This window comes from Bradyrhizobium sp. MOS002 (genome assembly GCF_003020115.1).
In the GTDB taxonomy this organism is placed as follows: Bacteria; Pseudomonadota; Alphaproteobacteria; order Rhizobiales; family Xanthobacteraceae; genus Bradyrhizobium.
The window spans coordinates 504,002-525,577 of sequence record NZ_PYFX01000003.1; the positions used below are offsets into that span (position 1 = coordinate 504,002).

Consider the following 21,576-nt stretch of genomic DNA (forward strand, 5'->3'; position numbering starts at 1 on the left):
TCTTGTCTATTTGTCGCCAGGCAGCTTGACGCCCGTGACCTGCGCATACATCCGCGCCACCGACGCATCGTCGTCGCGGCCCATGCCGGCGGCTGATGTCATCAAGAACATCTGAAGTGCTGCGGCGGAGACCGGAACCGGAAATCTGGCACTGCGCGCCATGTCCTGGATGATGCCAAGGTCCTTGACGAAGATCTCGACCGCACTGCGCGGCGTGTAATCGCCGTCGAGCACGTGCGGCATGCGGTTTTCGAACATCCAGGAATTTCCGGCGGACGCCGTGATCACCTCGTAGACCTTGCGGATGTCGAGACCCTGCTTGGCCGCGAATGCGATCGCCTCGCTGGCAGCGGCGATGTGCACGCCGGCGAGCAACTGGTTGATCATCTTGAAGGCGGCGCCCTGGCCTGCGGCATCGCCAAGCTCGTAGAGCTTTGCGGCCATGGCATCGAGCGCGGGTCGCGCCTTCTCAAACGCAACCGGACTGCCCGAGGCGAGAATCGTCAGTTCGCCCTGCGCCGCGCGCTGCGCCCCGCCGGAGATCGGCGCATCCAGATAGTGCCGGCCGGTCGCCTCCAACTGCTTGGCGAGACGCCGCGCCACATCGGGATCCATGGTCGCCGACGACAGGAAGACGCTGTCCTTGGCCATGGTTTCGGCGACGCCATCCTTGCCGAACAGGATGGTCTCGGTCTGCGCGGCATTGACGACGACGCTGACGACGATGTCGGCGCCCTTGGCAGCTTCAGCCGGCGTCTTGGCACCCAAGCCGCCCTCCGTCACGAAACGCGCGACCGCGTCAGCCGAGACGTCGCAGCCGGTGACGACATGATCGGCGCGCTTCAGCGAGGTCGCCATGCCGAACCCCATCGAGCCGAGCCCGATGACGGCGATGCGCTGATTCTGTGACGTGGAGGCGGACATGCAACTGATCCTTGCGACGTTTCCCGGACGGCCGCCCTTTGCGGCAGCTTGGCAACCGAATAACACGGCTTGGCCGCGCTGCCAAAGCGTGAGACAAACGGACATGACGGCCATGAGCAACGAGACGCGGCTGCGCGAAGACATTTGCCGCTTCGGACGGTCCCTGTTCGAGCGTGGGCTGACGCCCGGCTCCTCCGGCAATATCAGCGTCAGGTTGGACGGCGGCGGCTGGCTGGTGACGCCGACCAATGCCTCGCTCGGCTTCCTCGATCCCGCAAAACTGTCGCGGCTGGACGATCAGGGCCGACTGGTTTCGGGCGATGCGCCGACCAAGGAAGTTCCGCTGCACACCGCGCTCTACGCCACGCGCGGGAGCGCAAGGGCGATCGTGCATCTGCATTCCACCCATTCGGTCGCGCTGTCGATGCTCCCGGAGATCGACCCGCACGCCGCGCTGCCGCCGATGACGGCCTATTATCTGATGAAATGCGGCGCCACCGCACTCGTGCCCTATTACCGCCCCGGCGATCCCGCGGTCGCGGATGCGATCAAGGGGCTGGCGGGGAAGTACTCAACCGTGCTGCTCGCCAATCACGGCCCCGTCGTCGCCGGTGACACGCTGGAGGCAGCGGTGTTCGCGACCGAGGAACTGGAGGAAACGGCGAAGCTGTATCTGCTGCTGCGTGGGCTGAACCCGCGCTATCTGTCGCCGGAGCAGGTGACGGATCTGGTGAGGGTGTTTGGGGTATCGCTGCCGGAGCAAGGGCACGAGCATTGAGCCTCGTGCAGCTGTGGGCGAACTACACCGCCCTACTCACCGCTGTCATTCCCCGCGAAGGCGGGGAATCCAGTACGCCGCGGCTTCTCGGCTCAATCACAACGGCCTCTGGAATACTGGATCGCCCGCCTTCGCGGGCGATGACGTCGAGTGTGTTGCGCGAGCGTGCCCAACACTTCGCGGCTACAGCCCCAGATACGCCTTGCGCACATCCGGATTGCCCTTGATCTCGCTTGCTGCGCCCTGCATCAGCACGCGGCCGGTTTGCAGGATGTAGGCGCGGTCGGCGATTTCCAGGCACTCCGCCATGCGCTGCTCGACGATCAAGACGGTCATGCCGGCATCGCGGATGCGCTTCACGGCCTGGAAGATCTCGTCGACCAGCTTCGGCATGATGCCCTGCGAGGGCTCGTCCAGCATCAACAGCCGCGGGCGCGTCATCAGCGCGCGACCGATCGCGAGCATCTGCTGCTCGCCGCCGCTTAGCGTCTCGGCGCGCTGTTCGAGCCGTTCGGAGAGGCGCGGAAACAGCTGGAACACGAGATCGAGCGGACTCTCGCGGTCGGCCTCGCCGCGATAGAGATAGCTACCGAGGCGCAGATTGTCGCGCACGGAGAGGCGCGGAAACAATCGGCGGTTCTCCGGCACATAGGCGATGCCGGTGGCGGTGATATGGTGCTGCGCCATGCCGTCGAGGCGCTTGCCGTCGAACGTCACCGTGCCCGAGCGCGGGCGCTCGGCGCCGGCGATGGATTTCAGCAGCGTCGACTTGCCCGCGCCGTTGGCGCCGGCGACGCAGACGATCTCGCCCTTGGCGACCTCGATGCTGACCGCGGAGATCGCGACCAGGCCCTGATAGGCGGTCGTGACTTCACGCACCGACAGCATGACGATCTCCCAGATATGCGCTGATCACCTTGGGATCGCGGACGATTTCAGTGGGCTTGCCCTCGACCAGCACCTTGCCGAGGTCGAGCACGATGGCGCGGTCGACCAGCGGCATCACGATCTCCATGACGTGCTCGACCATCAGCACGGTGATGCCGGCGTCGCGCACCTTGCGCACCAGCGCCACGCCTGTCTGCGCCTCGGTCGGCGTCAGGCCGGTGAGGACTTCGTCCAGCAGCAGCAGCTTTGGTTCGGTCGCAAGCGCACGCGCGACTTCGAGGCGGCGCTTTTCGGCCGGCACGAGGTCGCTCGCGAGCACGTTGGCGCGCGCGGCAAGGCCGGTGAACTCCAGCACCTCATGCGCCTTGCGCCGTGCCTCGCGCATCACGGTGTTGCGCACGAGAGCACCGACGATGACGTTGTCGATAACAGTCATGGTCTCGAAGCTCTTGACGACCTGGAAGGTGCGACCGACGCCGCGCTGGCAGCGCTCGGCTGCCGGCATGCTGGTGACATCCTCGCCGTCGAACCAGATCGAACCTTGCGTCGGCGGCAGCACGCCGGCGATGAGATTGAAAAGCGTCGACTTGCCGGCACCATTCGGACCGATCAGGCCGACGATCTCGCCGCGGCCGACCGAGATCGAGACGTCGCTGTTGGCGACGAGGCCGCCGAACCGCTGCCAGACGCCACGGGTTTCAAGCAGCGGGGTCATCGCGTGGCTCCCTTCCGCTTCGCACGAGAGAACAGACTCACCAGACCCTGCGGCAGGGCGAGCGAAATCAGCACGATCAGCGTGCCGTAGACGATGAGGTCGACGCCGCGGCCGGAGCCGCCGATATAGGAGCGCGTCAGCTCCGTCATCGGGATCAGGATGGCCGCCCCTAACACGGGCCCCCAGAGAGTGCCGATGCCGCCAAGCACGGCCGGCAATGCCATCAGCAGCGAGAACTGGAAGCCCATGACGCTTTCAGGATCGATATAGGCGAGAAACTGCGCGTAGAAGGCGCCGCCGATGGCAACGAGGAAAGCGGAGACGGCGGCCGCGCCCATCTTGGAGTTGAACACGACGACACCGAGGCTCTCGGCCGCTTCCGGATTGTCCTTCACCGCGCGCCACCAGAAGCCCCATTTGGAGTCCTCGAGCCACCAGGTGACGAACCAGGCGAGGCTGCACAGCACCAGTGCGAAATAGAAGTACGGCAGCTTGCTGCGCATGAACTGGAATTTCAGCCAGCTGTCGCCGCGCACCGGAATGGTGATCCCCATCGCGGCCCCCGCCCATTCCCAGTTCTGGAACAAGAGCAAGCCGATCTCGGCGATGACGATGGTCGCGATCACGAAGTAATGGCCGCGCAAGCGGAAGAAGGGATAGCCGAGCCCCATCGCGATCGCGGCCGCGACTGCGCCGCCGGCGAGCATGCCGAACCATGGCAGTACGCCGAACTTGGTGAACAGAAGCTCGGTGGTGTAGGCGCCGATGCCGAAATAGAGCGCATGTCCCAGCGAGATCTGCCCGCAATAGCCGGAGAGAATGTTCCAGCTCTGCGACAGCGCCGCATACATCAAGGTCAGGATCAGGATGTTCTGGACGTAGACGTCCTTGATGAACAGCGGAGCGAGCGCCGCCAGGGCGGTCAGCACCGCGGCGATGATGAGGTCGCGGCGGCGCCGCGCGGCAAAATCCTTGTCCATCACATCGATCCGAACAGGCCGCGCGGCCGGATGAAGACCACCAGCAGGTAGACGGCGTAGATGCCGACCGATTTCAGCGACGGCGGCAGCACCAGCGCGGTGGTGGCCTCGACGAGGCCGACGATGATCCCGCCGGCGAAAGCGCCGAACACGCTGCCGAAGCCGCCGAGTGCGACCGTGACATAGGCGATCAGTGCAAAGGACGCGCCGACGTCGGGATAGATATAGAAGAAGCTTGCCATGATCGCTCCGGCGAGGCCGACCAGCGCGGCACCAAGCCCCCAGCCGAGCGCGAACACGCGATTCTTGTCGATGCCGACGAGGGCCACCGCACCGGGATCTTCACGGGTGGCCTCCAGCGCGCGACCGAAATCGGTGCGATGGATGAAGAAGTAGAGGCCGGCAAAGGCCAGGATCGCAACCAGCGCACCCATGAGCTGCGGCTCGGGCAGGAAGACGCCGGCGATCGAGATCGTCTTGCCGCCGAGCCAGGAATGCGGAACGCTGCGATAATCCGGCGTGAAGAAGAACTGCGCTAGGCCGCGCATCACGATGGCGAGGCCGAAGGTGGAGAAGATCTGCACCATGCCGGCATTGGCCTTGGCCCGCATGGCGAAGCGTACGATCAACAAATAGACGACCGCCCCGAATACGAACAGCGCGGCGGCCACCAGCGGCGCCGACAGCAAGGGGTCGATGGCGAAGAACGTGAACAGGAAGAAGCTCACATACATCGCGATCATCAGGAACTCGCCATGCGCGAAGTTCACGACGTCCATCAGGCCGAAGATCAGCGCGAGGCCGACGGCGATCAGTCCGTAGAGCAGGCCCATGAGGAGGCCGCTCGCGAGACTTTGGATAATGGTTTGGGCTGTCAAAAGTCTGTCCCCCGAACTACGTCCTCATCCTGAGGAGCGCGCACCGCGCGCGTCTCGAAGGATGGCCCAGCCCTCGTCCTTCGAGACGCGGGCTGCGCCCGCTCCTCAGGATGAAGGCGGGAGCTACAACTGTGCTCCCGCTCGCCGCTTACTTCATCGGCCAGACCGCTTCGGCGATCGCGGCCTGCGGCGGGAAGATGGTGACGAACTTGCCGCCGACATATTGCAGCAGCACCGGGTCGGCGTCGTTGTTCTGGCCCATCTCGTCGAACTTGACGCGCTTCCAGGGCATGATGGTCTGCTCGCCCGGGATGTCGGTGGCGGCCAGCGCGTCGCGGATCTTCTCGCCGTCGGTCGACTTGGCGCGGCTGATGGCGTCGGCGAGGATGATCAGGCCCATGAACTGACGCGAGGTGAGATCGTTGAAATCCTTGCCCGACCGCGTCTTGAACATGTCGTTGATCTTGCCGACCATCGGGCGCTTCTGCGCGAGATCGAGCGAAAAGGTACCGCGCGAGATCACGCCTTCGAGCTTGTCGCCGACGGCGTCGTAGAGCGCCTTCTCGGAGAAGCCGGCGTCCTGCGCCACGATCGCGTTCGGCTTGTAACCGAGCTCGCCCATGGTCTTCACCAGCAAGATGCCGTCAGTGGTGTAGCTCGAGGGCATCAGCACGTCGGCGTTCGCGCTCTTGAGCTGCTGCACCTCGGCCGAGAGCGAGGGCGAGTTGGCGCGATATTTGATGTCGGAGACGATCTTGTAGCCGCGCTCGCCGGCGATCTTGGCCTGGGCGTTACCAGAATCGGTGCCGAAGATGGTGTCCTCGTGGAACAGCGACAGCGTCTCGATCTTGGTGCCCTTCTTCTTCAAGGCATCGAAGAAGTCGAACATCGCGGCCGAGTACATCTCGTCATGCGGTGCGGCGCGGAAGTAATATTTCAGGCCACGGCGATGCAGGCTGGGCGAGGAATTGTCGGCGGAGACGAACGGGATCTGATAGCGCTCGCAGATCTGGCTGACGGTAACGGCGACCGCGCTCTGATAGGTGCCGATGATGGCGGAGACCTTCTCCTGCGTGATCAGGCGCTCGGCTTCGGCGCGGCCTTTCTGCGGATCGGCCTGGTGGTCGGCGAAGACGAGCCGCACTTTTGCCCCGCCGAGACCCGGCAGACCCTCGCCCTTCGCCAGCGGCAGGTCGAAATCGGTGTCCTTGTTGATGACCTCGAGCGCGGTCTCGTAGGCCTTCTGCGCGTCGACGCCCTGCTGCGCGCTGCCGCCGGAGAACGGATAGATCACGCCGATCACGACTTCAGAGGTCTGTGCGCGCGCTGCCAGCGGCACGAGCGCAGCCGTAGCGGTGGCTCCCAACAATACGTCGCGGCGAGTGATCTTCATGGCAAAGTCCCCTGTTACTGAATTTCGGCTGATCGAATGAAGCGATTGATGGATGCGGTAAAGCTCGAAGAAGCAGCAAATGCTGCCCACTAAATCACGGCCATGGTCCTGTTCTTGAGATCCGTCACCAGCATCAGGCCCGGCGAATGCGTGATCGCGAACGGCAGCCTGGCAGCGTTGATGACCGATTGCGGTGTCACGCCGCAGGCCCAGAATACCGGAATCTCGTCGTCGGCGACCGGCACCGGATCGCCGTAGTCGGGCTTGGCGATGTTCTTGATGCCGATCAGATGGGGATGGCCGAGATGCACGGGCGCGCCGTGCACGGCCGGATAGCGCGAGGTGATCTGCACCGCGCGGATCGCATCCGCCGGCTTGAACGGACGCATCGACACCACCATGGGACCGGCGAAGGGACCGGACTCGCCGCAGGCGATGTTGGTGCGGTACATCGGCACGCGGACGTTCCGCTCGATGTGGCGGATCGGCATTCCCTCGTCGAGCAGCGCCTCTTCGAACGAGAACGAGCAGCCGAGCACGAAGGTCACGAGATCGTCGCGCCAGTACTTGCTCACATCGGTCGGCTCGTCGACCACCTCGCCGTCGCGCCAGATGCGATAGCGCGGCACGTCGGTGCGGATGTCGAGGTCGGTGCCCAGCGCCGGGATGTACGGACTGCCGACGTCGGACATGCCGATGATCGGGCACGGCTTGGGATTGAGCTGGCAGAAGCGGTGAAAGGCGCCGGCATATTCCGCCGGCAGGATCGCCAGATTGCCCTGGACGAAGCCGGGGGCAACGCCGGCGGTGGAGGCGACCAGCCCCTCGCGATAGGCGAGCCGCGCCTTGCGGCTCGGGAGGGCGTCGGGCGTTTCAGTTTGCTGCACTGCCACCAAAACAGTCATGAGATCGACCTGCCTATAAACTCGACAAAGACAAGCCAACACCACGCGTGCTATAAAGTCTAATCTTCCTTTCTAATCAATATCAATAATTTTCATTTATCGGTCAGGAAAATCGTTCCAATGCTGGACTTCAGATCGATCGAGACATTTCTTTGGGTTGTGAAGCTCGGCAGCTTTCGCGGCGCCGCAGCACGCCTCAACACGACCCAGCCGGCGATCTCCCAGCGCATCGCCCAGCTCGAGCGCGAGATGGGGGTGAAGCTCTTGAATCGCGACCACCGCGTGGCCTCGCCGACACCGAGCGGCCGGCAGATGATGGTCTATGCGGAGAAGCTGATTGGCCTGCGCGCCGCGATGATCGCCGAGATCGGCGATCGCTCGGCGATGCGCGGGGTGATGCGGCTCGGCGTTGCCGAGACCATCGTGCACACCTGGCTGCCGCGGCTGGTGAAGAGCATGAACGAGGTCTACCCGAACCTGTCGCTGGAGATCGAGGTCGACATCACGCCGAACCTCACCGCGCGCCTGCTTGCGCAGGAGATCGAGCTCGCTTTTGTCGTCGGTCCGCTGTCGGCCTCCGGGGTGCACAATCGCGTCCTCGCCGACTATCCGATTGGCTTTCTCGCCAGCCCCTCGCTCGGCCTCGGCAACGGACCGGTCACGCGGGCCGAGCTCGCCCGGTTTCCGATCATCACATTTCCGCGCAAGACGCGGCCCTACGAGGTCGTGCGCGAAGTGTTCGACCGGCCGGAGCTGCCGCCGATTCGGCTGCACGCCTCCGCCTCGCTTGCGACCGTCATCCACATGGCGGTCGAGGGCCTCGGCATCGCCGTGATCCCCGACGCCATCGTCGAGAACGAGCTCGCAGACGGGCGGCTGCAACTGCTCGACACCGATCTCAAAATCGCGCCGCTGACATTCACGGCCAGCTGGCTCGCCTCGCCCGACGTCGTGGCGGTGGAGCGGGTCGCAGAGCTTGCATGTCAGATTGCGCAGAGCAGCCTCGCAGTTGACGCGCCCGCGCCGGCGCGTCATTGAAACAGGCGCCGGATTTTCTTTCGTCATTCCGGGGCGCTCGAAGAGCGAACCCGGAATCTCGAGATTCCGGGTTCTCGCTTCGCGAGCCCCGGAATGACAGCTAAGATGGACCGACCGCATGAGCCGAGCCGCCACCAATCTGCAAATCGATTCCGCCCGCCTCTGGGGCTCCATCCACGACACCGCGCAGTTCGGCGCGACGGCCAAGGGCGGCGTGCGGCGGCTGACGCTGAGCGCGGAGGACAAGCTGGTGCGCGACTGGTTCCGCAAGGCCTGCGAGGATGCCGGCTTAGAGGTGCACACTGATGCGCTCGGCTCGCAGTTCGGCCTGCGCAAGGGACGCGACATGTCGAAGCTGCCCGTCGGTATCGGCTCGCATCTCGACACGCAGCCCACCGGCGGCAAGTATGACGGCATTCTGGGAACGCTCGGTGCGCTGGAAGTGATCCGCACGCTGAACGACGCCGGGATCGAAACCGAGGCGCCGATCTGCGTCGTCAACTGGACCAACGAAGAGGGCTCACGCTTCGCTCCCGCGATGATGGCCTCCGCCGCCTATGTCGGCGACTTCACCACGGACGACATCCTGTCGCGCAAGGACGCCGATGGCACCACCGTCGGCCAGGCGCTCGACGGCATCGGCTATCGCGGCGACAAGCCGGTCGGCTTCCAGAAGCTCGGATGCTTCGTCGAGTTACACATCGAGCAGGGCCCGATCCTGGAAGCCGAAGGCAAGACCATCGGCGTGGTCGATTCCGGTCAGGGCGTGCTCTGGTACGACGGCAAGATTTCCGGCTTCGAGAGCCATGCCGGATCGACGCCGATGCCGCTGCGGCGCGATGCGCTGGCGACGCTGTCCGAGATCGTGCTGGCGATGGAGGCCATTGCGAGGAAGCACGGGCCGAAGGCAGTCGGCACCATCGGCGAGGCCGTGATCGCAAACCCGTCGCGCAACGTCATTCCCGGCGAGATCGCCTTCACGATGGATTGCCGCAGTGCGGATGGCGCGATCATGGATGCGCTCGATCGCGATCTTCGCAGCGCGATTGCCGAGATCGCCGCACGCCGCAAGGTCGAGGTGACGATCGACCTCGTCTGGCGCAAGCCGCCGACGCATTTCGATCCCAAGTTGATTGCGGCCGTCGAGAACGCGGCGAAGACGCTCGGCTACTCCTCTCGCCGCATCACCTCCGGCGCCGGCCACGACGCCTGCAACCTCAACACAATCATGCCGGCCGCAATGGTGTTCGTGCCCTGCAAGGACGGCATCAGCCATAACGAGCTGGAGGACGCCACGCAGCCCGATTGCGCCGCGGGCACCAACGTCCTCATGCACACAGTGCTGGCGATCGCCGGCGTCGCATCCTGACCGGAGAGAGCCATGCGCGGAGTTTTCGTCGACGCCAATGAAGCCTTGGCCGTAATCATGGAGCGGCTGGAGAAGCCCGGCGACCCCAAGGTACGGATTCACAGGGATCCCGACATCAAGCCCGAGCAATATCCTGAGATTCTCGACGGCGCCGAGATCGCGATCGTCGACCACACCGCGCTGCCGACCGAGGTCGCGAAGAAGTGCGCGGGACTGAAGCATGTCGTGTTCCTCGGCACCGGTGCACGCAGTTACATGAACCCGGAGGAGCTCGCTGAGCTCGGCATCTCCGTGCACCTGATCAAGGGCTATGGCGACACGGCGGTCGCGGAATGCGCGATCGCGCTGATGTGGGCTTCAGCCCGTGTCATCGCGATGATGGACCGCGAAATGCGCGGCGGGAGCTGGCTGCGCGAAGACGGCATGCAGCTCACCGGCAAGACGCTCGGCCTGATCGGATTCGGCGGTATTGCCGCGGAAGTCGCGCGCATTGCCTCGGGCAGCGGCATGAAGGTGATTGCCTGGAACCGCTCGCCGAAGAGCTATCCCGGCGTGGAATTCGCCGATCTCGACACGGTATTGGCGAGAGCAGACGTCGTATCGCTGCATCTGCTGCTCAACGACGAGACCCGCGGCATGATCACCCGCGAGATGATCGCGAAGATGAAGCCAGGCGTCATCCTCATCAATACCGCCCGCGCCGCCGTCGTCGACGAGGCCGCCATGATCGACGCGCTGAAGTCGGGCCACATCCGCCATGCCGGCCTCGACGTGTTCAATGTCGAGCCATTGCCCGGCGATCATCCGCTGACAAAACTGCCGAACGTGACGTTGTCGGCGCATTCTGCGTTCCGCACGCCCGAGGCGAGCGAGAACCTCATTCATGCGGCGTGGGAGCATTGCCGCCGCATCGTGAAGGGATAAGAGCAACAACAATGGCCGACTATCGCACCATCAAGGCACAGCCGCTCATCCAAGCCATCAGTGCCATCGTCAAGGCCGGCGGCTCCACGGATCGCGAGGCCGAGCTCGTATCGACCAACCTCGTCGAGGCCAACCTCAAGGGACACGACTCCCACGGCGTCGGCATGATCCCGCGCTATGTCCAGAGCGTCACCACGGGCGGCCTCGCCGTGAACCAGCACGTCAAGATCGTGCTCGACACCGGTCCGCTGCTCACCCTCGACGGCCTCACTGGGTACGGCCAGGTGATCGGCCATGAAGCGATGGAGCTGGCGGCCGAGCGCGCCAAGCGCAACGGCGTGTGCCTCGTCGGCCTTTCGAACTCGCACCATATCGGCCGCATCGGCCACTGGGCCGAGCAGTGCATCGGCCATGGGCTGGTCTCGATCCACTTCGTCAACGTGATCTCGCGCCCGATCGTAGCGCCCTGGGGCGGCAGCGATGGACGCCACGGCACCAACCCGTTCTGCGTCGGCATCCCGCGCGCGGGCAAGGACCCCATCGTGCTCGACTTCGCCACCAGCAGGATCGCACAGGGCAAGACCCGCGTCGCCCACAACAAGGGCGTCGAGCTCGAGCCCGGCACCATCATCGACAACGAGGGCAAGCCGACCACCAACCCGCGCTACACCGTGATCCCGCCGCACGGCGCCATCCTGCCGTTCGGCGAGCACAAGGGTTCGGGGCTCGCGCTGGTGTGCGAAATCCTCGGCGGCGCGCTCTCCGGCGGGCAGGTGGTGAAGGGCCCGTCCGACGGCAAGCACAACGTCCTCAACGGCATGCTCTCGATCATCATTGACCCCGAGAAGCTCGGCACCGGTGAAAATCTCGCGCGCGAAGTCGAGAGCTTCGTCGCCTGGCACACCGGCTCACCGCCCGCCGCCGGCGTCGACAAGGTGAAGATCGCCGGCGAGCCCGAGCGCGAGACGAAGAAGAAGCGCCTGGCTGAGGGTATTCCGGTCGATCCGACCACTTGGCAGGAGATTCTGGAGGCCGGGAAGAAGTTCGGGCTGGATCACGCGGCGATTGAGAAGATCGCGGGCTAAGCCATTATAAACCGGTGTCGTCCCGGACAAGCGCAGCGCAGATCCGGGACCCATAACCACAGGAAGTGGTTTGGCGAAGACTCGCGGTTACCCGCGAGTACCGCAACTCCTCCCTGGGGTAATGGGTCCCGGCCTTCGCCGGGACGACGCGTGGTTGGTGGCCTGCCCTAATCCACCATCTCAGCGACTGCCCTGCCGCAGGCGGTCGTATCCGCATTGCCGCCGAGGTCCTTGGTGCGGAGCGTGCGCTCTGCCAACGTGCGCTCGATCGCATCGACGATCGACTTGCCCGCTTCCTTCTCGCCGAGATGCTCGAGCATCATCGCGCCTGACCAGATCGCGCCGATCGGATTGGCGATGCCCTGCCCCGCGATATCCGGCGCCGATCCGTGCACCGGCTCGAACACCGACGGGAAATTGCCCTCGGGGTTGATGTTGCCTGACGGCGCGATGCCGATGGTGCCGGTGCAGGCCGGGCCGAGATCGGACAGGATGTCGCCGAACAAATTGGAGCCGACCACGACGTCGAACCAATCCGGGTGCAGCACGAAGTTCGCGGTCAGGATGTCGATGTGATACTTGTCCCACTTCACGCCTGGATACTTCTTCGCCATCGCCTCCACGCGCTCGTCCCAATAGGGCATGGTGATGGAGATGCCGTTCGACTTGGTCGCCGAGGTCAGGTGCTTCTTCGGCCGCGACTGCGCGAGCTCGAATGCGAACTTCAGGATGCGATCGACGCCGATGCGGGTCATCACCGTCTGCTGCGTCACGAACTCACGGTCAGTGTCCGGGAACATGCGGCCGCCGACGGAGGAATATTCGCCTTCGGTGTTCTCGCGCACCACCCAGAAATCGATGTCGCCGGGCTTGCGGTTGGCCAGCGGCGACGGCACACCCGGCATCAGCCGCACCGGGCGCAAATTCACATATTGGTCGAACTCGCGGCGGAATTTGATCAGCGAACCCCAGAGCGACACGTGGTCCGGAATCTTGGCCGGCCAGCCGACCGCGCCGAAATAGATGGCATCGTGCTTGCCGATCTTATCCTTCCAGTCGTCCGGCATCATCTGGCCGTGCTTCTCGTAATAGTCCCAGGACGAGAAGTCGAAATGATCGAAATGAAGGGACACGCCGTGCTTCTTCGCCGCGGTCTCCAGAACGCGCAGACCTTCGGGCATCACTTCCTTGCCGATGCCGTCGCCGGGAATGACCGCGATCCGGTATTGTTTCTTGCTCATCGAAAACGTCCTTGATTGGTCCGGCAGCCGCCGCCTTTTTGACCGCACTGCAATGGACCAAACGCGGCGGCAGTGCAACGCTGCACTGCAATGTTGACCATGGCGCGGCCGACGGCCTACTGATTTTATTCCCGTTCCTCTCCTGCGAGTAACTCCCATGGATCTGCATCTGCGTGGCAAGCGCGTCCTGATCACGGGCGCGTCCAAGGGCATAGGCGCAGCTGCCGCCGAGGCCTTTGCCGAGGAAGGCTGCCATCTCCTGCTCGCCGCCCGCAACGGCGATCAGCTCAAGGCTCTGGCCGAGCGCTTGCGCTCGACGCACCAGATCGATGCCGCCACGAGCATCGTGGATTTGCGCAAGAACGAGGATTTGGCGCGGCTGGCCAAGGAAGCCGCCGACATCGACGTGCTCGTCAACAATGCCGGCGACATTCCCGGTGGTTCCATCGACAAGATCGACGAGGCGACCTGGCGGCACGCCTGGGAATTGAAAGTGTTCGGCTACATCAACCTCACGCGCATGATCTATGCGCAGATGAAGGCGAAGGGCGGCGGCGTGATCGTCAACGACATCGGCGCCGCCGGCGAGAAATTCGACGCCAACTACATTTGCGGCAGCGCCGGCAATGCCGCGCTGATGGCCTTCACCCGCGCGCTCGGAGGCAAGAGCCTCGCCGACAACATCCGCGTGGTCGGCATCAATCCCGGCCCTGTTGGCACCGACCGTCACGTCACCCTGCTGAAGACGCGGGCAAAGCACCAGTTCGGCGACGAGAGCCGCTACAAGGAATTCCAGAAAAGCCTGCCGCTCGGCAGGCCTGCGCATGCGCGCGAGATCGGCGACCTCATGGCGTTCCTGGCGTCGGATCGCGCCGGTTATACGTCCGGCGTGATTTACACGGTGGACGGCGGCATCAGCGCGGGATGGGGTTAGTTAACCTCGTCATTGCGAGCGCAGCGACTTGTCCGCCGAAGCTTTAGCGAAGGCGGAAGCAATCCAGGAATGTATCTGCGGCAAAAGTCTGGATTGCTTCGTCGCTTCGCTCCTCGCAATGACGGAGCCTAGAATAAGCACAGGAGTAAAATAATTGTCTCAAGACCTGATCCGCGAAACCGCCTGCGCCGTCGTCGACAAGCTCCGCTCCGGCGATGTCTCGCCGCTCGAGCTTCTGGATGTGCTGGAGAAGCGCATCGCTGAGGTTGACGGTAAGGTCAACGCGCTGCCGACGCTGTGCTTCGATCGCGCGCGGGATAGCGCAAAGGCGCTGATGCAGAAGCCGGCTGGGGCGCGCGGATTGCTCGCAGGCTTGCCGCTGCCGATCAAGGATCTGACCGATGTTGCTGGCGTGCTGAACACCCAGGGCTCGCCGATCTTCAAGGACAATGTGCCCAAACAGTCCGACCTCATGGTGGAGAACCTCGAAGGGAACGGCGCGGTCGTCTACGCCAAATCCAACACGCCGGAGTTCGGCGCCGGTGCCAACACGTTCAACGAGGTCTTCGGCGCAACCCTCAATCCCTGGGATACATCCAAATCCGCCGCGGGCTCCTCGGGTGGAGCGGCGGTGGCGCTCGCGACCGGCATGGCCTGGCTCGCGCAGGGCTCCGACATGGGCGGCTCCTTGCGCAGTCCCGCGGCGTTCTGCGGCGTCGTCGGCATGCGGCCGAGCATCGGCCGCGTCGCGCACACGCCGAAAGCGGCCATCGACCGCAATCTCGGCGTCGTCGGCCCTATGGCCCGCAACGTCGAGGATCTCGCGCTGCTGCTGGATGCCATGAGCGGCGATTATGCAGCCGACCCGCTGTCGCTGCCGGCGCCCTTGACGTCGTTTCTCTCGGCGGCGCAGTCAGGCAGCAAACCGAAGCGCATCGCCTACTCGCCGGACCTCGGCATCACGCCGGTCGATCCCGAAGTCAAAGCGATCACGCGGAAGGCGGCGGAACGCTTTGCCGAAGCCGGCGTCATCGTCGAGGACGCGCATCCGGACTGGCGCGAGGCGCACGAGTGCTTCCACGTGCTGCGCGCGTTCGACTTCGCGATCAGCAAGGCGCAGCTGCTGCGCACCAAGCGCGACCTGCTCAAACCCGAAGTGATCTGGAACATCGAGGAAGGCCTCAAGCTCACGATCGAGCAGCTCGAACGCGCCGAGGCGCAGCGCGTCGGCATGACCGCGCGCGCGATCGAGTTCTTCAAGAGCTACGATCTGCTGCTGGTACCGACCACGATCGTGCCGCCCTTCCCGATCGAGCACCGCTATGTCGCCGAATGCGCGGGCAAGAGGTTCGACAATTACGTCGAATGGCTTGGCATCGTCTATGCCATCACGCTCGCCTGCTGTCCCGCATTGTCGCTGCCGTGCGGCTTCAGCGCATCGGGACTGCCGGTCGGCCTGCAGGTCGTCGGAGCTCCGCGAGCGGATGCGCAGGTGATCGCCGGCGCCAAGACGCTAGAGGATATTCTGGGCGTGCGCGGCACGACGCCGATTGATCCGCGGGTGAAGAACTAGGACGCGGAGGGCGCAGCGCACTCGGTAGACTCCCTCGCCCCGCTTTTGCGGGGAGAGGGTTGGGGTGAGGGGCTGCTTCCGCGAAGACGGTGGCAGTTCAACTCGCGGCGATTCCCCCTCACCCGATCGCTTCGCGATCGACCTCTCCCCGCAAGCGGGGCGAGGTGAAGAAGCATCACCTTTCGCTCGCCGCCTCCAGGCTCCGGCTATACCGCGACATCGCAAAGCAGAAGACAAAATAGATGCCGGCGATGAAGATGTAGACTTCGACGGAGAATTGCTGCCACGCCGGATCGATGATCGCGGTCTTGGCCGTCGTCAGCAGGTCGAAGATGCCGATGATCAGGACCAGGCTGGTGTCCTTGAAGAATGCGATGAAGGTGTTGACCAGCGGCGGGATGACGTGACGGATCGCCTGCGGCAGGACGATCAGCCTGTTCTTGCGCCAGTAGGACAGGCCGAGCGCGTCGGCGGCCTCGTATTGCCCGCGGGGCACGGCCTGGAGGCCGCCGCGAATGACTTCGGCAAGATAGGCACCCGCGAACAGAATGATCGCGACCTGCGCGCGCAGGAGCTTGTCGATGTTGAACCCGTTCGGCATGAACAGCGGAAACATCACGCTCGCCATGAACAGCAGACTGACCAGCGGCACGCCACGGATCAGCTCGACATAGAGCACGCTGAGCGAGCGGATCGCCGGCAGTCTTGAGCGCCGGCCGAGTGCGACCAGGATGCCGAGCGGGAAGCCGAAAGCCAGACCAAAGGTCGCCAGGATCAGCGTCACCGGCAAGCCGCCCCAACGGTCCTGCGAGACGAACGACAATCCGAGTAAGCCGCCCCACATCAGCAGGCTGATCAGCGCGAGCGCTCCGATCCAGAGATAGGCCAGTTCGCGCCGCCATAAGGCGCGGCGGCTGGAGAGATAGAACAGGGCGATGAACAGCAGCACCGCCAGCGCCGGCCGCCACTGCTCGTCGAACGGATAGGTGCCAAACAGGATGAAACGATATTTTTCGGGGATGATCGCCCAGCATGCACCGACACCGCGTACCGCGCGGCAGGCACTGGAATCGTTCGCCGGGGTGAGCCAGACCGCGTTGGCGATGCCCCATTGCGCGAAGCTGAAGATGGCTTTTGCGAGCACCGCCAGCAACACGACCGAGACGATGCCGTTCGGGATCGACGAGAACAAATTGGTGCGCAGCCAGCGCAGCACCGGGTTGCCAATCTGCGGACGGCGGGCGGCGCGCGGTGCTTCCGGAATGTCGGCGATCGCCGTCATGGTCAGCGCTCCACCAGCGCGATGCGCGAATTGTACCAGTTCATGAAGAAGCTGATGCCGAGGCTGATGGTGAGAAACACCGCCATGATCAAGGCAATGGCCTCGATCGCCTGCCCGGTCTGGTTCAGCGTCGTGTTGGCGATCGAGACCACGTCCTGATAGCCGATCGCCACCGCGAGCGAAGAGTTCTTGGTCAGGTTGAGGTACTGGCTCGTCATCGGCGGCACGATGACGCGCAGCGCCTGTGGCAGGATGATCTGCCGCAGCATGAAGCTGCGGCGGAGGCCAAGCGCATTGGCGGCATCCCACTGGCCGCGCGGCACCGACTGGATGCCGCTGCGCACGATCTCGGCGATGAAGGCCGAGGTGTAGGTGACGAGCGCGATCAGCAGCGCGAAATATTCCGGCGCGAGCGTCAGCCCGCCAACGAAGTTGAAGCCGCGCAACTCAGGCCATTCGATCGTCCAGGGCACGCCGAGCAGCACGGACACCGCCGCAGGCAGCACAACGAGCAACCCGAGCACAAAAGGCCAGGCCGGCCGCGGCTGGCCGTCGCGCATTTGCTGCGCGATGAGCCTCCGCCGGATGACGTAGAACACCACAAGCCCGAGCACTGCCGTGCCGAGCACCCAAAGCTGCGGCGTCCCGATTGGAATCGCCGGCAGGATCAACCCGCGATTGGACAGGAACACGCCCTCGATCGGCCGCCATGCCGCGCGCGCGGCCGGCAGCGCTTGCATTAGCACGTACCAGAACAGGAGCTGGAGCAGCAGCGGGATGTCGCGGAGCGTTTCGACATAGACCGCGGCGAGCCGCGACAGCAGCCAGTTGGCCGACAGCCGCGAGATGCCGATCACCGTGCCCAGGATGGTTGCAAGCACGATTCCGATCACGGCGACGCGCAGCGTGTTGGCGATACCGACGACGAAGGCCCAGAGATATGAGTCTCTTGGATTGTAGGCGAGCAGGCTGTCGGCGATGGGCATGCCGGCCTCACGGCCGAGGAAGGCAAATCCGGTCGTGATGCGGCGCGCGGAGAGATTGGTGACCGTGTTGGACCAGAGAAAGACGATGACCGCGACTGCGATCCCGACCACCAGGGCCTGCCAGAACAGGCCTTTCAGCTCGCGTTGTCCGAAAGCGCCGAAGAAGCGGCGGCGCGGCGGCGGTCTCGGAGCGTCTGACGTCACAGCACAAAAATCCTTCTCAAGACGGCGATTTCCGGCGGCGTACGTCAACTGTTGCACCAAACTCTACTTCGTGCAACAAATGTTTCATGGCCGAGCCCGCGAAATCCTCGCCGCTGAGCGAACTGCGCATTGCATTGCCATCGCTTCCGATGCGGTTGCAGCAGGTCGGGCGCTTCGTCGCGGCCAACGATTACGACGCCACCACGCGTTCGATGCGCGATCTCGCGGCGGTTGCCGGCGCCGATCCCGCCGCCTTCACGCGGCTTGCCAAGGCGATCGGCTATTCGGGCTGGGAGGAATTGCGTGCGGCGTTGACGGAGGCGCGGCGGCCTTCGCAGATTGCGCCCTTCTCCGGCCGCGCCAAGAGCCGCCGCCACGGCCCGAACGCCGACGTCGCGCTGGTCACCGAAAAGCTCGAGGCCGAGGCCGCCGGCCTTCCGCGCATCCCGGCCCAGCCGATTGCGGAGGCGGCGCGCGCGCTCCACGACGCCAAGCGAATCTGGATCACCGGCTACCGAAGCTGCCGCAGCGTCGCTGAGCTGCTGAACTACGAACTCCGGCTGTTTCGTCCCGAACAGGTGCAACTCGTCGGCGCGTCCGGCCCCGACGATCTCGACCTCGGCGCGTTCCGGCCCGGCGAAGCCGTCATCGTCATCGGCTTCATGCCCTACACCCATGCGAGCGTCCGGGTCGCGCAAGCCGCCTATCGTGCCGGCGCGGCCCTGATCGCGATCGCCGACAGCCCTTCGGCGCCGATGGCTGAAGGCGCGGACCACGTGCTGCTGTTCGAGGCGGCCTCCTCTCCCGGCTTTTTCCCCAGCCTCACCGGCGCAATTGCGATCGCGCAATCGCTCGCCGCCGTGACGTTTTCGCTCGGTGGCACGGCCGCGAAGAAGCGCCTCGAGAATACCGAGGCGCGGCTGGCCGCGGCTTCAACTTACGTTTCAGAGAAAGGTTGACCCATGGCCGCTCGCACCAGCCGCGTGCTGCATCGCTCGCTGCGCGAAACGCCGCCGAAGGCGATCGGCGGCGAAGGCGTCTATCTCTTTGCCGAGGACGGACGCCGCGTGATCGACGCCTCCGGCGGCGCGGCGGTCTCTTGCCTTGGCCACCAGCATCCGCGCGTCATCGCGGCGATGACGAAGCAGGCCTCGACGTTGGCGTACGCCCACACGGCCTTCTTCACGTCCGAGCCGGCGGAGGCGCTTGCCGAGACGCTGGTCGGCCACGAGCCCGGTGGCCTCGCCTACGCCTATTTCGTCAGCGGCGGATCGGAAGCGATCGAAGCCAGCATCAAGATCGCCCGGCAATATTTCATCGAACGCGGCGAGCCGCAGCGGCAGCATTTCATCGCCCGGCGCCAGAGCTATCACGGCAACACGCTGGGCGCGCTGGCCGCCGGCGGCAATGCCTGGCGCCGTGCGCCCTATGCGCCGCTGCTCTCCGACGCCTTCAGCCACGTGACCCCGGCCTTCGCCTACCACGAGAAGCACGATGGTGAATCGGACGCGCAGTTCGTGGCGCGGCTCGCCACTGAGCTCGAAGTCGAGTTTCAGCGGCTTGGCCCCGACACCGTCGCGGCGTTCCTCGCCGAACCCGTCGTCGGCGCGACCGCCGGCGCCGTCACCGCACCGGACGGTTATTTCAGGGCGGTGCGCGAGATCTGCGACCGACACGGCGCCCTGCTCATCCTCGACGAGGTCATGTGCGGCATGGGCCGGACCGGCACCACGCATGCATGGGAGCAGGAAGGCGTGGCGCCCGACATCCAGGCGATCGCAAAGGGCCTCGGCGGCGGCTACCAGCCGATCGGTGCAATGCTCACCAGTGGCAAGATCATCGACGCCATCCGCGCCGGATCGGGCGCCTTCCTGCACGGCCACACCTATCTGGCGCATCCGCTCGCCTGCGCTGCTGCGCTCGCGGTGCAGGACGTGATCCGCGAAGACGGCCTGCTCGAGCGGGTCAAGGAGCGCGGCAAGCAGCTCGAGCAGCGGCTCACCGAGCGCTTCGGCAATCACCGTCATGTCGGCGACATCAGGGGCCGCGGCCTGTTCTGGGCGATCGAGCTCGTCGCCGATCGCGCCAGCCGGACCTCGTTCGATCCCGCGCTGAAGCTGAACCAGAAGATCAAGGCGGAGGCCTTCGCCAACGGTCTCGGCTGCTATCCCGGCGGCGGCACCGTGGACGGCGTCCGTGGCGACCATGTGCTGCTGGCGCCGCCCTATATCGCTTCGCCGGACGAGATCGACTTGATCGTCGACAAGCTCGGCACGGCCGTCGACAACGTATTGCGTAGTGTCAATCACTGAGGGGAAAGTCACATGATGAGGAAAGTGGTTATCGCAGCGAGTGTCCTCGCGGCATCGACAGTCGTCGCGTCGGCGGCAACACTCGACACGGTGAAGAGCCGCGGCACGCTGATATGCGGCGTCAGCGCCGGTTTTGCCGGCTTCTCCGCGCCGGATTCGCAAGGCAACTACAAGGGTCTCGACGTCGACTATTGCCGCGCGCTCGCCGCCGGCGTGCTCGGCGATGCCAGCAAGGTGCGTTACGTCTCGCTGACCGCGCAGAACCGCTTCACCGCGCTCCAGTCCGGCGAGATCGACGTGCTCTACCGCAACTCGACGCAGACCTATCTGCGCGGCGTCACGCTGGGCCTGCGGCAGGGTCCAATCAACTTCTACGACGGGCAGGGCTTCGTGGTGAAGAAAGAGCTCGGCGTGAAGGAGATCAAGGACCTCAAGGGCGCCACCGTCTGCGTCGCGCAGGGCACCACGCATGAGGTCACGCTCGGCGACTACGGCCGCGCCAACGGCATCGACTGGAAGCCGCTGGTGTTCGACCGCGTCGACACCATGTACCAGACCTTCTTCGGCGGGCGTTGCGATGCCATGACCCAGGACGCTTCCGCGCTCGCAGGCGCCGTGACGACCGCGGCGCCGAACGCGGCCGAGTACGTCGTGCTGCCGCAGACCATCAGCAAGGAGCCGCTCGGCCCCTTCACCCGCAATGGCGACGAGGTCTGGAGCGACATCATCACCTGGCTGCATTACGGCTTGATCGAGGCCGAAGAGCTCGGCGTCACCCAAGGCAATGTCGACGAGATGGCGAAGTCGCAGACGCCCGCGATCCAGCGCCTGCTCGGTGCCTCCGGCGATCTCGGCTCGCGGCTCGGGCTCGACAACAAATGGCTGGTCACGGTCATCAAGGCCACCGGCAATTACGGCGAGATCTACGAGCGCAATGTCGGCAAGGCGAGCCCGCTCAAGCTCGACCGCGGCCTCAACGGTCTCTGGAGCAAGGGCGGCTTGATGTACGCGGTGCCGTTCAAGTAAACGTCTCTCGCGTCCCGGACGCGCTGCAGCGTGCAACGCTGCTGCGCAGAGCCGGGACCCAGCGGCCACAACGGGCCCCGGCTCTGCAGCGCAATACTACGCATTGCGCCGCGTCCGGGGCACGAGACCTACCAGGTAGTA

Annotated in this window: 20 protein-coding genes; 10 read left to right on the forward strand and 10 right to left on the reverse strand. The window is 64.9% G+C overall.

The features are described from left to right. Nucleotides 1–6 precede the first annotated feature (6 nt). Nucleotides 7–924: an L-threonate dehydrogenase gene (gene ltnD, locus C7G41_RS11085; RefSeq protein WP_106942591.1), complete on the reverse strand. Its 918-nt coding sequence runs from the start codon at nucleotides 922–924 to the stop codon at nucleotides 7–9. Nucleotides 925–1,027: 103 nt separating this feature from the next. On the opposite strand from ltnD, the gene C7G41_RS11090 reads away from it, so the two are divergent. Next, nucleotides 1,028–1,702 carry an aldolase gene (locus tag C7G41_RS11090; RefSeq protein ID WP_199198301.1) on the forward strand — a complete coding sequence of 225 codons (675 nt, stop codon included), beginning with the start codon at nucleotides 1,028–1,030 and terminating at the stop codon, nucleotides 1,700–1,702. Between the two features lie 183 nt (nucleotides 1,703–1,885). On the opposite strand, the gene C7G41_RS11095 is transcribed toward C7G41_RS11090, so the two are convergent. The 6 genes from C7G41_RS11095 to C7G41_RS11120 all read right to left on the reverse strand — a co-directional run bounded on the left by C7G41_RS11095 (nucleotide 1,886) and on the right by C7G41_RS11120 (nucleotide 7,461). Continuing rightward, the gene (locus C7G41_RS11095; RefSeq protein WP_007607963.1) at nucleotides 1,886–2,590 is read right to left on the reverse strand and encodes an ABC transporter ATP-binding protein; all 705 of its coding nucleotides are present in this window, start codon (nucleotides 2,588–2,590) and stop codon (nucleotides 1,886–1,888) included. Then, nucleotides 2,574–3,305 (reverse strand): ABC transporter ATP-binding protein, encoded by a 732-nt coding sequence (locus tag C7G41_RS11100; protein WP_007593737.1) that lies wholly within the window; start codon nucleotides 3,303–3,305, stop codon nucleotides 2,574–2,576. Before C7G41_RS11100 ends, C7G41_RS11095 begins: the two co-directional genes overlap by 17 nt. Beyond that, on the reverse strand, nucleotides 3,302–4,285 hold the full coding sequence (locus tag C7G41_RS11105) for a branched-chain amino acid ABC transporter permease (RefSeq protein ID WP_007593738.1): 984 nt from the start codon (nucleotides 4,283–4,285) through the stop codon (nucleotides 3,302–3,304). Before C7G41_RS11105 ends, C7G41_RS11100 begins: the two co-directional genes overlap by 4 nt. Further along, nucleotides 4,285–5,163 carry a branched-chain amino acid ABC transporter permease gene (locus tag C7G41_RS11110; protein WP_007593739.1) on the reverse strand — a complete coding sequence of 293 codons (879 nt, stop codon included), beginning with the start codon at nucleotides 5,161–5,163 and terminating at the stop codon, nucleotides 4,285–4,287. The genes C7G41_RS11105 and C7G41_RS11110 overlap by 1 nt, the downstream gene beginning before the upstream one ends. A 148-nt stretch (nucleotides 5,164–5,311) precedes the next feature. Further along, nucleotides 5,312–6,556: an ABC transporter substrate-binding protein gene (locus C7G41_RS11115; protein WP_199198302.1), complete on the reverse strand. Its 1,245-nt coding sequence runs from the start codon at nucleotides 6,554–6,556 to the stop codon at nucleotides 5,312–5,314. An 89-nt stretch (nucleotides 6,557–6,645) separates the two neighbouring features. Beyond that, on the reverse strand, nucleotides 6,646–7,461 hold the full coding sequence (locus C7G41_RS11120) for a putative hydro-lyase (protein ID WP_106942593.1): 816 nt from the start codon (nucleotides 7,459–7,461) through the stop codon (nucleotides 6,646–6,648). Between the two features lie 120 nt (nucleotides 7,462–7,581). On the opposite strand from C7G41_RS11120, the gene C7G41_RS11125 reads away from it, so the two are divergent. The 4 genes from C7G41_RS11125 (at nucleotide 7,582) to C7G41_RS11140 (ending at nucleotide 11,877) form a co-directional block, all read left to right on the forward strand. After that, complete coding sequence (locus tag C7G41_RS11125) at nucleotides 7,582–8,499, forward strand: LysR family transcriptional regulator (RefSeq protein ID WP_106942594.1); 918 nt, start codon at nucleotides 7,582–7,584, stop codon at nucleotides 8,497–8,499. 118 nt (nucleotides 8,500–8,617) lie between these two features. Further along, the gene (locus C7G41_RS11130; RefSeq protein WP_106942595.1) at nucleotides 8,618–9,868 is read left to right on the forward strand and encodes a Zn-dependent hydrolase; all 1,251 of its coding nucleotides are present in this window, start codon (nucleotides 8,618–8,620) and stop codon (nucleotides 9,866–9,868) included. A 12-nt stretch (nucleotides 9,869–9,880) separates the two neighbouring features. After that, nucleotides 9,881–10,792 (forward strand): NAD(P)-dependent oxidoreductase, encoded by a 912-nt coding sequence (locus C7G41_RS11135; RefSeq protein WP_106942596.1) that lies wholly within the window; start codon nucleotides 9,881–9,883, stop codon nucleotides 10,790–10,792. Nucleotides 10,793–10,803: 11 nt separating this feature from the next. Beyond that, nucleotides 10,804–11,877, forward strand: a complete 1,074-nt coding sequence (locus C7G41_RS11140) for a malate/lactate/ureidoglycolate dehydrogenase (RefSeq protein ID WP_106942597.1) — start codon at nucleotides 10,804–10,806, stop codon at nucleotides 11,875–11,877. A gap of 167 nt (nucleotides 11,878–12,044) precedes the next feature. Here C7G41_RS11140 and C7G41_RS11145 read toward each other — a convergent pair whose 3' ends face one another. Beyond that, nucleotides 12,045–13,118: a tartrate dehydrogenase gene (locus C7G41_RS11145; protein ID WP_106942598.1), complete on the reverse strand. Its 1,074-nt coding sequence runs from the start codon at nucleotides 13,116–13,118 to the stop codon at nucleotides 12,045–12,047. A gap of 157 nt (nucleotides 13,119–13,275) precedes the next feature. Here C7G41_RS11145 and C7G41_RS11150 point away from each other — a divergent pair, with 157 nt between their 5' ends. Both C7G41_RS11150 and C7G41_RS11155 read left to right on the forward strand, forming a co-directional pair. Then, entirely contained in the window at nucleotides 13,276–14,052 is a 777-nt protein-coding gene (locus C7G41_RS11150) for an SDR family oxidoreductase (protein WP_106942599.1), read from the forward strand. A 154-nt stretch (nucleotides 14,053–14,206) separates the two neighbouring features. Then, complete coding sequence (locus C7G41_RS11155) at nucleotides 14,207–15,625, forward strand: amidase (protein ID WP_106942600.1); 1,419 nt, start codon at nucleotides 14,207–14,209, stop codon at nucleotides 15,623–15,625. A 175-nt stretch (nucleotides 15,626–15,800) separates the two neighbouring features. Here the strand turns inward: C7G41_RS11155 and C7G41_RS11160 are convergent, their stop codons facing one another. Both C7G41_RS11160 and C7G41_RS11165 read right to left on the reverse strand, forming a co-directional pair. Beyond that, nucleotides 15,801–16,907, reverse strand: coding sequence for an amino acid ABC transporter permease (locus C7G41_RS11160; protein ID WP_106942601.1), 1,107 nt, complete (start codon nucleotides 16,905–16,907; stop codon nucleotides 15,801–15,803). A gap of 2 nt (nucleotides 16,908–16,909) precedes the next feature. Continuing rightward, a complete protein-coding gene (locus C7G41_RS11165) occupies nucleotides 16,910–18,097 on the reverse strand; it encodes an amino acid ABC transporter permease (RefSeq protein WP_106942602.1) in 1,188 nt (395 codons plus the stop codon). 86 nt (nucleotides 18,098–18,183) lie between these two features. Here C7G41_RS11165 and C7G41_RS11170 point away from each other — a divergent pair, with 86 nt between their 5' ends. Genes C7G41_RS11170 through C7G41_RS11180 form a run of 3 tightly spaced genes read left to right on the forward strand, consistent with a single transcriptional unit; the run spans nucleotide 18,184 to nucleotide 21,435 of the window. Next, a complete protein-coding gene (locus C7G41_RS11170; RefSeq protein WP_106942603.1) occupies nucleotides 18,184–19,056 on the forward strand; it encodes a MurR/RpiR family transcriptional regulator in 873 nt (290 codons plus the stop codon). A gap of 3 nt (nucleotides 19,057–19,059) precedes the next feature. Further along, entirely contained in the window at nucleotides 19,060–20,409 is a 1,350-nt protein-coding gene (locus C7G41_RS11175) for an aspartate aminotransferase family protein (protein ID WP_106942604.1), read from the forward strand. A gap of 12 nt (nucleotides 20,410–20,421) precedes the next feature. Beyond that, the gene (locus tag C7G41_RS11180; RefSeq protein ID WP_106942605.1) at nucleotides 20,422–21,435 is read left to right on the forward strand and encodes an amino acid ABC transporter substrate-binding protein; all 1,014 of its coding nucleotides are present in this window, start codon (nucleotides 20,422–20,424) and stop codon (nucleotides 21,433–21,435) included. Nucleotides 21,436–21,576 lie beyond the last annotated feature (141 nt).

Coding starts and splice junctions, on each gene's coding strand:
- ltnD (WP_106942591.1), bottom strand. CDS start 924: ATGTCCGCCTCCACGTCACAGAATCAGCGCATCGCCGTCATCGGGCTC.
- C7G41_RS11090 (WP_199198301.1), top strand. CDS start 1,028: ATGACGGCCATGAGCAACGAGACGCGGCTGCGCGAAGACATTTGCCGC.
- C7G41_RS11095 (WP_007607963.1), bottom strand. CDS start 2,590: ATGCTGTCGGTGCGTGAAGTCACGACCGCCTATCAGGGCCTGGTCGCG.
- C7G41_RS11100 (WP_007593737.1), bottom strand. CDS start 3,305: ATGACCCCGCTGCTTGAAACCCGTGGCGTCTGGCAGCGGTTCGGCGGC.
- C7G41_RS11105 (WP_007593738.1), bottom strand. CDS start 4,285: ATGGACAAGGATTTTGCCGCGCGGCGCCGCCGCGACCTCATCATCGCC.
- C7G41_RS11115 (WP_199198302.1), bottom strand. CDS start 6,556: ATGAAGATCACTCGCCGCGACGTATTGTTGGGAGCCACCGCTACGGCT.
- C7G41_RS11120 (WP_106942593.1), bottom strand. CDS start 7,461: ATGACTGTTTTGGTGGCAGTGCAGCAAACTGAAACGCCCGACGCCCTC.
- C7G41_RS11125 (WP_106942594.1), top strand. CDS start 7,582: ATGCTGGACTTCAGATCGATCGAGACATTTCTTTGGGTTGTGAAGCTC.
- C7G41_RS11130 (WP_106942595.1), top strand. CDS start 8,618: ATGAGCCGAGCCGCCACCAATCTGCAAATCGATTCCGCCCGCCTCTGG.
- C7G41_RS11135 (WP_106942596.1), top strand. CDS start 9,881: ATGCGCGGAGTTTTCGTCGACGCCAATGAAGCCTTGGCCGTAATCATG.
- C7G41_RS11140 (WP_106942597.1), top strand. CDS start 10,804: ATGGCCGACTATCGCACCATCAAGGCACAGCCGCTCATCCAAGCCATC.
- C7G41_RS11145 (WP_106942598.1), bottom strand. CDS start 13,118: ATGAGCAAGAAACAATACCGGATCGCGGTCATTCCCGGCGACGGCATC.
- C7G41_RS11150 (WP_106942599.1), top strand. CDS start 13,276: ATGGATCTGCATCTGCGTGGCAAGCGCGTCCTGATCACGGGCGCGTCC.
- C7G41_RS11160 (WP_106942601.1), bottom strand. CDS start 16,907: ATGACGGCGATCGCCGACATTCCGGAAGCACCGCGCGCCGCCCGCCGT.
- C7G41_RS11170 (WP_106942603.1), top strand. CDS start 18,184: ATGGCCGAGCCCGCGAAATCCTCGCCGCTGAGCGAACTGCGCATTGCA.
- C7G41_RS11175 (WP_106942604.1), top strand. CDS start 19,060: ATGGCCGCTCGCACCAGCCGCGTGCTGCATCGCTCGCTGCGCGAAACG.
- C7G41_RS11180 (WP_106942605.1), top strand. CDS start 20,422: ATGATGAGGAAAGTGGTTATCGCAGCGAGTGTCCTCGCGGCATCGACA.